Consider the following 8,310-nt stretch of genomic DNA (forward strand, 5'->3'; position numbering starts at 1 on the left):
GACGAAGCAATCTCAGGCAAATTCCTGAGATTGCCACGCTCCTTTTAGTCGCTCGCAATGATGATTATTAGGCAATATCCTAAGAATCATATTCCCAATGCTGCCCTTAATAGCTTCTCTTGCTGTTTATTATGTGCTTGCAGCGAGCCTACAGCCGGAGAGGCTGATTCCTCTCTACCTACGTATTTAAATTCATTATTAATTCCTGCTTCTTTTAAAGCATCGTTTAAGTAAGAAACTATATAACACCAAGTTCCCATATTCTTTGGTTCTTCCTGACACCAAATAAATTCCTGCGTCCTATTATATTTTTTTAATAGCGACGCTACAAGTTTTTTTTCAAAAGGGTATAATTGCTCAAGTCTAATAATCGCTATATTACTGTTATTGCCACGCATTTCAAATAGATCGTAATATACCTTACCGCTGCATAAAATTACTTTAGTAATATTGTTTGTATCTACTTTAGTTACTTCATCTAAAACCGGTAAGAAAGTAGTATTTTCACCTAGCTCGTCAAGTTTAGATACGGCATATTTATGACGTAATAATGATTTCGGCGACATTACGATTAACGGTTTACGGGTATCATCAAGTATTTGGCGACGTAGCAGATGGAAAATCGAAGCAGGGGTAGTAGGGTATGTAACATACATATTATTCTCAGCCGCCAGTTGTAAGAACCTCTCAAGTCTTGCCGAACTATGCTCCGGTCCTTGTCCCTCAAATGCATGAGGTAACAAAACCACAAGCCCGCTCATACGAAGCCATTTAGTTTCGCTGCTTGAAATAAACTGGTCAAAAATAATCTGAGCTCCATTAGCAAAATCACCGAATTGTGCTTCCCATAAAACTAAATTTTTTGGGTTTGCGAGTGAATAACCATACTCAAAACCAAGCACCGCATATTCAGATAAATTACTATCGGCTACCTCGTATTTTGCTTGTTCTTTAGATAAATTATTTAGAGGTATATAGGTAGTATCATCAATTTGGTTGTGCAATACTGAATGACGATGCGAGAAAGTACCGCGTCCTGAATCTTGTCCGGTTAGCCTTATATTTGTGCCTGAAGCAAGCAAGCTTGCAAAAGCTAGCTGCTCTGCCGTCGCCCAATCAATAGGTTGATCAGCTGTTAGAGTGGCTTTTCGAGCTTCAAATAGTTTTACAAGTTTTGGATTAACAGCAAAATCTTTCGGTATTTCGCATAGTTTAGTTCCTAAATCGTGTAATGTTTTTTTACTGATACCCGTTATTGTAGCTTGTGTACGAGTACGAGAAATACCTTGCCATAATCCGCCTAAGAAATGTGCTTCTTGCTTATAACTTTTTGCCTGCTCATATTCCTTATCTAGTTTTGCTTTAAATTCTTCTTTTAACTTAGCAAAATAATTATTGTCGATTACACCGCTTTTTACTAACTCATTTGCGTAAATATTTCCAGGGGTCAGTTTGTTTTTAATAATGTTATACATCTTGCCTTGAGTATACATCGGCTCATCGCCCTCATTATGCCCATATTTACGGTAACAAATAATTTCTACTACAACATCCTTACCGAATTTCTGCCTGTATTCTACCGCAATATTGGTGGCTTTTAACACTGCTTCTATATCGTCACCATTAACGTGTAAAATCGGGGCAGCTATGATTTTAGCAAACTCCGTAGAATATCTACTAGCTCTAGTATCTGCAGCATTAGCCGTAAAACCTAACTGATTATTAATGACGAAATGCAATATCCCGCCGATATCATAAGCAGCTAAAGGTGACATTGATAGACTCTCGGCAACCACGCCCTGACCGCAAAAAGCAGCATCGCCATGCACTAAAATCGCTTTGACTTTGCTGCGTTTAGTATCTCCAAGAATATCTTGCTTTGCTCTTACTTTTCCTGCAACTATAGGATTTACCGCTTCTAAATGTGAAGGGTTATCGGCTAGCGACAAGTGTATTTTCTTATCCTCTAGAGTTCTATCGGACGAATAGCCTAAATGGTATTTTACATCGCCTGAAACATTTAGCTCATCAGGAAATACGCTGCCGCTTATGAAGCCCGCAATAACGGCTTTATATGGCTTACCTACTACTTTAGTTAGAGTGTTTAATCTCCCTCGATGTGCCATACCGATAACAATTTCTGAGACGCCCTGATGCATGGATAAATCTATAGCTTTACTCATAGCAACTATAGAAGCATCACCACCCTCAACGGAAAAACGCTTAGCTCCGGGAAATTTTGTATGTAAATACTGCTCAAACCCTTCTACTTCTACTAAATCATTTAAGATAGTTTTTTTGTCTTCAGAAGAAAACGTAATTTCGCTTTCTAGCTTATTATATAACCAGTTTTTTCCTGCTACATTTTCTATTTGCTCAAACTCTACACCTATAGAACCTGTATAAACTTTATCGAACTTGGTCACTAATTCAGATAATTTACAGTTCCAAGTACCGACAAATTCATCCGTAATATTGATATTTTCTTCTAGCTGACCGCTATCAAGACCAAAAGTTTCTATATTAAGTTTTAAATCATTTTTTGTTTTACGTAGCTCAAGACCAAGCGGATCAAGATTCGCTAAATAGTGAGCATGTTTGCGATAAGCATTGATCATTTCCTTAGCTTTTAAACTATTTAAGTCTTCAGAAGATAAATTATTATTTAACGATTCTTTTTTTATTTCATCAGGGATAATTATTTTTGCCGTACTTTTATTGAGTAAAGTATTATTATCCTTAATGCCGGCAAAAAATTCTTGCCAAGTTTGATCAACCGAGGCAGGGTTGGCTAGATATTGCTTATATAGCTCTTCAACAAAAACAGCATTTCCGCCAAATAAATAACCTGTTTTTTTTAAGTCTTCTTCCATATTATTGTTTGTATTGTTTAGTTTTTGTCATAAGCCGTCATTGCGAGCGACTGCAAGGAGCGTGGCAATCTCAGGAATTTGCCTTAGATTGCTTCGTCAATTACTTCGTAATTTCCTCGCAATAACGTTTTATTACTATAAATACTTTCCTTCTAAATATCTTATATACACCTCAGGGCTAATTTTTTCCTCACCGCTAGCACTTTTTAATAAATCAGCTGAATTTTTTAACGAACCGAGATTTCTAAAATTCTTATTTAGATTACTAAAATCACCCTTTAATATATCATCTTTTATATTTGAATGCATCTCTTTTACTTTTTTCATCACCATTGATGCGATAATTGCACCGTTTGTATAGGCGGGAAAGTAACCAAAATTTCCGTGTGACCAATGAATATCTTGAAGACAGACGTTACTAAAACTTACCGGTTTAACGCCTAAATATTCCTGCATCTTACTATCCCAACAGCTTGGTAACTCATCGAGATTCAAGTCGCCATTGATAAGCATTTCCTCTATCTCAAAACGTAATATTACATGCATTGGATAAGTTACTTCATCTGCATCTACTCTTATAAAATCAGGCGTAACTCTTGTAATTTTTCTATATAAACTTGCCGCTGAATATTCTTCGCTTTTAAAAGCAAATTCGTCTCTAAGTAATTTAGCTAAAAATTCGGTAAATTCTCTTGATCTACCTACTTGCATTTCCATAAATAAAGATTGGCTTTCATGGAAGGCCATACCTTTAGCAAGCCCAAACGGCTGCCCTTTATATATTTCCGGTAGATTCTGCTCATATAAAGCATGTACTGTTTCGTGAATAATTCCCATTAAACCACTTATGAAATTATCTTTATCATACCTAGTAGTTAAACGTATATCGTTTGGCGTTCCACCGCAAAAAGGATGAGTCGATTCGTCTAATCGTCCTTTTGTTAGATCAAATTGCATAATTTCCATAATGCGTTTTCCGATACGCTTTTGCATTTCAGGAGCTAGTTCGCTGTGCTTTACTAGTTCTTTCTCGGTTTTCTGTTTTTCTAAAACTTTATTTATGAGCTGCGGGAGTTCTTTTTTAAGTACTGAAAAAACTTGTTTGATCTCGCTACTTTTTCTGCTTGGATCAAACATATCTATTAATGAGTCGTATAATCCGCAATTAAAAGCATCTGCTCGTACTTTAGCAATTTTTTTCGTATAATCTAAGACTTTTTGTAAGTGTGATTTGAATAAATTATAGTCGTTATGTTTTCTTGCTTCTCGCCAAACAAGTGCGGCTTTAGTAGTAGCTGCTACCAATTTCTTTTGTAGCTGCTCGTCAATACAATTTGCATCTATTACTTTTCTCTCAATCTCTCTAATATTACCGTTCTGCCATTCATCAAGGTTCTTTGATTCTTCTTTTGCCTTGCTAAGTAGCTCCTTTAGAATAGGAGATTTGAGCATAGAATGAACTAGCGACATTAAAGTTACTATTTCGTTTGTCCTACTCTCACCTGAACCCATAGGCATATTTACGGCAACATCCCAGTATAATATGCTTAAGATATTATTAAAATGTGAGATGGTTGCAAATTCGTTTTCTAATTTTGTGTAGTTGTTGTTCATATGTTCCCTATTATATCATTCCCACTTTCGCAGGAATGACATAAAAACCGTACCGCTAGTGCCTATTACAAATGCAACAACTCCTTTGCTGCTTTTAAACTTGCTTTGGTGATTGTTTTACCTGAAATCATGCGGGCGAGTTCCTCCTGTCTTTCAGCTAAATTTAAAGCTTTTACCGTTACTTTCGTTTCTTGCTCTAGCTGTGTTTTCTGGATTTTTATATGCAAATCCGCTTTACCTGCTACTTGCGGCTGGTGCGTAATAACTATTACTTGAGTAACGCTACTAAGTTTTTTTAATCGCTCACCTACTTTATCTGCGACCTCTCCATCAATCCCGACATCTATTTCATCAAATATAATAGATGGTTTTACCATTTTATCAAACAAAGAAGTTTTTAAAGCTAACATGAATCTTGATAATTCACCGCCGGAAGCGATTTTATTAATTGCTGCAGCTGCTGTTCCCGGGTTAGTAGACGCTTTAAACACAATATCGTCATTACCGTCGGCTGTTGGTGCTTTAGCATTTATCTCAATCTCAAAAATTGCTTTCGCCATTTTAAGCTGCTTTAGCTCCTGATGCAACGATTCTTCTAGATGTTTTGCAACAATAAGACGCTTTGCAGATAAATTACTCGTTAGTTCATAATATTTTTTCTGCAGTAGTACTTCTTGAGCTTTCAACTCATTACTATTTGCTATTTTGTTTTTTAATATACTGAGCTGCTCTAAAGATTTATCTAAAAACACACCTAACTCATCAGCAGGAACATTATATTTACGGCTAATAGCTTTTATTAAAAATAATCTTTCTTCTGTTTCTTCAAGATTATATTCCTCATAATTAAAACTATCTAACAGATTTGATAATTCTTGGCGTGCTTCTTCTAGATTATTATAGGCTTCCTCTAAACTTGTAACGATAGCTTCAAAACGCTCATTGTTGCCTTGCCTTGCTAATAATTTCTCTGCTCTATTAATCGATGTATTTATTTCAGGGTTATTAATCTGTTCTAAAATATCTTTTATTAGCTGTAAATCCTTATCTTTATTTTGCAAATCTTTTCGTAGATTTGCTAATTTTTCTTCTTCACCTGTTTGAATGTTCAGTTTAGTTAATTCTTCCGTTGCAAAGCTCAAATAATCAATTTCTTGTTCTATAGAATTTTGCTTAAGTGTTATTTCGGCCAGTTCTTTCCGAGTATTTTGCCAAGTCTGATAGCATTTGGAAAGCTCTGCTCGAAAGTCCAAAAGATTTCCATAACTATCTAAAATATCACGCTGCGTATTTGCTTCTAGGAGAGAAATACTATTATTTTGTCCATGAAGCTCGAATAAATAAGTAGCTAATTGCTGCATAAGAGCTTTAGTAACCACTTGATTATTAATGAAAAAATTTTTTCGTCCTTCGGCTTTTTGCAGACACTTTACAAACAATAACTCTTCAGGTTCAATCAAATTTTGAATTAGAAAATTTTTTATTTCTTCATTTAAAGAGAATATTATAGTAACAACAGCGTAATCTTTTCCACGCTTTATTATATTATTTGAAGTTTTATAACCTAAGCAAAATAAAATAGCATCAAGTAAAATAGATTTACCGGCTCCCGTTTCACCGGTAATAACACATAAACCTTTATTAAACTCAATTTCCAGCTCGTCTATCAGAATGAAGTTTTTAACTGAGAGACTGCAGAACATATGCCGCTTAATTTTGGTGGTTCTGAACTAGCTTGTACGCATAACTATACCATTGACTATCAGGATAGTTGTAGCCTAGCACTGAGGCATATTTTTTTGCTTCATCCGGAAGTCCGAGCATCATATAACTCTCGGCTAAACGGTAAAGAGCTTCTACCGAGTGAGAAGTAGTTTGATAATTATCAATTACCTCTTTAAATCTATTTATAGCTGCCATCGGATTCTTTTTCTTTAAGTAAAACCGACCTACCATCATCTCTTTACCTGCTAAATGATCGTTTACTAGGTCAATTTTTAAAGATGAATCAATAGCATATTTAGTATTTGGGAATTTTGCTATTACGTCTTCAAAACTATCTTTAGCTAGGAAAGTTCTAGATTGATCATGATTTACGTCTGAAATTAACATATAATATGATAATGCTTTAAGGTAATATGCATAAGCAATGTCAACATTTGCAGGGTGCAAATTAATGAACATATCAAGCACATCAACCGCTTCTTCATATTGAGCGGCGAGAAATAAAGAATAAGCCTGCATCAATTCGGCTTGCGGCGTCATTTCATTACCTGGATGCTGGTAAAATACTCTTCCGAATTCTTCTGCAGCTTTCTTATATTTTTTCTTTTCCAATAAGGTAATACCTTCATTATAAAGGGTAGGGATAGGGACTACTATGTCATCACTGTTTTTTTTGTTTTTGCACCCGCCTAAAACTAACCCTATAACTAAAAGGGTACTCAATAATTTTGTTAATTTCATAAAAACTTAAATTCAGTTAATAACTAAATATACATATAGGCTTACAGAATTTCAAGGATTCAATTTAAAATCTCACAAACTTATAAATTAGACCTATTCAGAAACTCGTTTATAGGGAGGAATTTGAAGGAAACACAGAACGCAGAACCGCAGCGTACACTTGTACGTAAGGATTCGAGTACCGGATCGACGTACAAATTACCCCTAGAAGTAGAGTTTCTGAATAGGTCTATATTCTTGGACTTATTTCTCTACCCAATGTCCTTTATCATTTTTATGGTATTTTTTTTCTGCGGCCGACCATGCTACTTTATGTGTAACTGTCTTTCTAGAGTCATTTCCATGTCTTTTATCGGCATCCTTATATGGTTCAAATGCCATGATTAAAAGCTTCGCGATAAATATCCTTAGCATGGCTCGGAAGATGATTTTTAACTGAATCAGGTAAATCGTTATTATTTTTATAAGGCATAAAAACCTCCGGTAATATTATGCAAATAATATTTTATAATATTGGAGGTTTCATTTCTATAGGAAAGGTAAATAAAATTTACGACCACAGACTTTTCATTTTATTAAAAAAGCTGCCGTCATTTTCTTTTTCATTTATGGATTCTTTTTTGAATTCTTCTAGTAATTCACGTTGTCTTTTAGATAAATTTTTAGGTACTTCGACATGAATATGCGTAAGCATATCACCCCTAATAGTTGATCTCATTTTAGACATACCTTTGCTGCGTAGCCTTAATTGATCACCGTTTTGTGTGCCTGCAGGAATTGTTAAGTTTACTTTTCCGCCTTCAATTACCGGTACTTCTATCTCTCCTCCAAGAGCAGCATTCACAAAACTAATAGGTAGTTTACAATGTAGATGTGCTCCGTCTACTTTATAAATATCATGTGGCTTTATTGCTATATCAACGTATAAATCACCGCTATTACCGCCTCTAATACCTGCTTCCCCTTCTCCGGTATGTCTTATTCTAGTACCGTTTTCAACACCGGCAGGAATATTTACCGATAAATTTCGTTGTTTATGGTAACGTCCCATGCCATGACATTTCTTGCAAGGATTTTTTATAATGTGTCCGTTACCTTGGCATTTATGACAAGCTTGTTCGATCGTAAAGAATCCTTGCTGCATTCTAGTCGCTCCAACACCGCTGCAAGCATCGCAAGTAGTTACGGTTTCACCTTTTTCAGAACCGCTACCGTGACAAGTATCGCATTTTACTGCGCTAGAAAAGCTAATATTTTTTTCTATACCGTGAAATGCTTCCTCTAGGTTAATTGTCAGATTATATTTTAAATCTGAGCCTCTAACTTTAGCTGAAGTTGGGTGTGATGATCTTCTGCT

General features: G+C 35.4%; 7 protein-coding genes and 1 pseudogene. 1 reads left to right on the forward strand and 7 read right to left on the reverse strand.

Annotated features, from left to right (window positions below; genetic code table 11):
• Positions 1-86: 86 nt before the first annotated feature.
• From RGRA_RS0101760 to RGRA_RS0101775, 4 genes are all read right to left on the reverse strand, one after another.
• Complete coding sequence (locus tag RGRA_RS0101760) at positions 87-2,873, reverse strand: 2-oxoglutarate dehydrogenase E1 component (protein WP_017443328.1); 2,787 nt, start codon at positions 2,871-2,873, stop codon at positions 87-89.
• 135 nt (positions 2,874-3,008) lie between these two features.
• The gene (locus RGRA_RS0101765) at positions 3,009-4,487 is read right to left on the reverse strand and encodes a carboxypeptidase M32 (protein WP_017443329.1); all 1,479 of its coding nucleotides are present in this window, start codon (positions 4,485-4,487) and stop codon (positions 3,009-3,011) included.
• Between the two features lie 65 nt (positions 4,488-4,552).
• Positions 4,553-6,190 carry a DNA repair protein RecN gene (gene recN / locus RGRA_RS0101770; RefSeq protein WP_017443330.1) on the reverse strand — a complete coding sequence of 546 codons (1,638 nt, stop codon included), beginning with the start codon at positions 6,188-6,190 and terminating at the stop codon, positions 4,553-4,555.
• Positions 6,191-6,197: 7 nt separating this feature from the next.
• The gene (locus RGRA_RS0101775) at positions 6,198-6,953 is read right to left on the reverse strand and encodes an outer membrane protein assembly factor BamD (RefSeq protein ID WP_017443331.1); all 756 of its coding nucleotides are present in this window, start codon (positions 6,951-6,953) and stop codon (positions 6,198-6,200) included.
• Positions 6,954-7,042: 89 nt separating this feature from the next.
• Here RGRA_RS0101775 and RGRA_RS13090 point away from each other — a divergent pair.
• A pseudogene (locus tag RGRA_RS13090) lies at positions 7,043-7,172 on the forward strand (palindromic element RPE1 domain-containing protein); the annotation flags it as partial.
• A gap of 24 nt (positions 7,173-7,196) precedes the next feature.
• Here the strand turns inward: RGRA_RS13090 and RGRA_RS14045 are convergent.
• The 3 genes from RGRA_RS14045 to dnaJ form a co-directional block, all read right to left on the reverse strand.
• A complete protein-coding gene (locus RGRA_RS14045) occupies positions 7,197-7,334 on the reverse strand; it encodes a ChaB family protein (protein WP_017443332.1) in 138 nt (45 codons plus the stop codon).
• A complete protein-coding gene (locus RGRA_RS14525) occupies positions 7,324-7,425 on the reverse strand; it encodes a ChaB family protein (protein WP_014410415.1) in 102 nt (33 codons plus the stop codon). Before RGRA_RS14525 ends, RGRA_RS14045 begins: the two co-directional genes overlap by 11 nt.
• Before the next feature lie 78 nt (positions 7,426-7,503).
• Positions 7,504-8,310 (reverse strand): molecular chaperone DnaJ (gene dnaJ, locus RGRA_RS0101790; RefSeq protein WP_024547238.1); only part of this gene is annotated, 807 nt, incomplete at its 5' end.

The sequence above is a fragment of the Rickettsia gravesii BWI-1 genome (assembly GCF_000485845.1).
Taxonomy (GTDB): domain Bacteria; phylum Pseudomonadota; class Alphaproteobacteria; order Rickettsiales; family Rickettsiaceae; genus Rickettsia; species Rickettsia rickettsii.

Excerpts from the sequence above, each read along its gene's own strand:
- RGRA_RS14045 (WP_017443332.1), bottom strand. The coding sequence starts at position 7,334 with ATGGCATTTGAACCATATAAGGATGCCGATAAAAGACATGGAAATGAC.
- RGRA_RS0101775 (WP_017443331.1), bottom strand. The coding sequence starts at position 6,953 with ATGAAATTAACAAAATTATTGAGTACCCTTTTAGTTATAGGGTTAGTT.
- RGRA_RS14525 (WP_014410415.1), bottom strand. The coding sequence starts at position 7,425 with ATGCCTTATAAAAATAATAACGATTTACCTGATTCAGTTAAAAATCAT.
- RGRA_RS0101765 (WP_017443329.1), bottom strand. The coding sequence starts at position 4,487 with ATGAACAACAACTACACAAAATTAGAAAACGAATTTGCAACCATCTCA.
- recN (WP_017443330.1), bottom strand. The coding sequence starts at position 6,190 with ATGTTCTGCAGTCTCTCAGTTAAAAACTTCATTCTGATAGACGAGCTG.
- RGRA_RS0101760 (WP_017443328.1), bottom strand. The coding sequence starts at position 2,873 with ATGGAAGAAGACTTAAAAAAAACAGGTTATTTATTTGGCGGAAATGCT.